Annotated in this window: 3 protein-coding genes; 1 reads left to right on the forward strand and 2 read right to left on the reverse strand. The window is 42.9% G+C overall.

Annotated elements, in window-relative coordinates:
* Positions 1–423 (reverse strand): hypothetical protein (locus tag AC6F75_RS09835; RefSeq protein WP_500714855.1); only part of this gene is annotated, 423 nt, incomplete at its 3' end.
* Positions 424–773: 350 nt separating this feature from the next.
* On the opposite strand from AC6F75_RS09835, the gene AC6F75_RS09840 reads away from it, so the two are divergent.
* Positions 774–950: a hypothetical protein gene (locus AC6F75_RS09840; protein WP_500714856.1), complete on the forward strand. Its 177-nt coding sequence runs from the start codon at positions 774–776 to the stop codon at positions 948–950.
* Positions 951–1,072: 122 nt separating this feature from the next.
* Here the strand turns inward: AC6F75_RS09840 and AC6F75_RS09845 are convergent.
* A partial coding sequence (locus AC6F75_RS09845) for a hypothetical protein (protein WP_500714857.1) occupies positions 1,073–1,261 on the reverse strand: 189 nt, incomplete at its 5' end.

Below are 1,261 nucleotides of genomic sequence, written 5' to 3' on the forward strand. Positions count from 1 at the left end.
TAATTTCTCATCAAATTTCACTTCCACATACCGGTCTTGCTGCCAGACCATCCAGCGTTGTTTGGTAAGTTGGTGGTAGCCCCAGGCAACAAGAATTATAAAAAGCACACCGGCCAAAGGCCATTTGTAGTGTTTAAAGAAGGACTTCTTTTTGATAGATCCTGATGGCTGCACCTTTACAAATTCTTCAAAGCTATCATAACCCAAATAGACACTGAGCGCATTGGCCACAAACTTTTTCAGGTCGATGGTGTCTCCTTTTTTTGCTGCAGCATAATGGGTTCTCAAACTCTTTTCGCCGTAAGGTTCGTCGCTTTGCTCCAGAATATAATCAGACAAGTGTTGCGCCAAACGCGTGGGTTTGTCGGTATGTATGTCTTTTTCAGCTTTTTCAAAAGCTTTGAGGAGTAAGGTACTGTGCATTTTAAAGGGTTGGTTTGGTGACCTAAAACTACAAAATATCTGTGGAAATTTCCGGGAAATTCTTTTCCGGGTTCTTTCCATGGTTTTTCCACAACTTATGATGAGACCTTCATTTATTTGCTTTGAAATCACATCACTGCCGGCAAAAACAATGCTGAAAGACAGGTGATTTCAACAGGAGCTTTACAAGCAGTCAACCAAAACCCTTCCGGAGAAGTAGGGTAGCGGAGGCTGCCAAAAGCTCCACACTTCTCCACAGAAGGGACGCCTTCATTATTTAACGGGTTTCTGACCGTCTGACTGTTAAGCAGATGCTCAACGCCTATTGTTCAATCTTAAAATTATAAACAATGAAAAAAATAGCACTAATTTTAGGTGTGGTTACACTGCTTATGGGGTTTTATTCGTGTACCCCACAAAGTATGGAAAACCAAACCCCGGTAGCTTGCTGTGGTGATGATGAGCACTTACCACCACCACCGCCGCCACCTCCTCCACCACCTCCTCCAATAGGAGGAAACGGTTAGTCCTTATGCCCCGTTGTCACTTTTGCTGGTTTCGGGGTTTTGTTTTTAGATAATAGACGTGAGATATTAGTTGTGAGATGATCTTAGCTAAATAACCTTAATGTCCCTTAATGACTTAATGGTTAAAAAAAATTGACTATTGTCCGGTGACCGAAGACGGGTGTTTGAGATGGTGAATGGTAAGAGGAGAGTGTTTTTCTCTGCGTTCTCAGCGCCTCTGCGGTGCAAATGAGATGAGCGAGGAAGCAACTGCGATACAGTGACACTTTTTCCTTGTAATTTTTGTTGCCTGCTTGTGCCCATTGTGGTAA

The organism is Planktosalinus sp. (assembly GCF_059864935.1).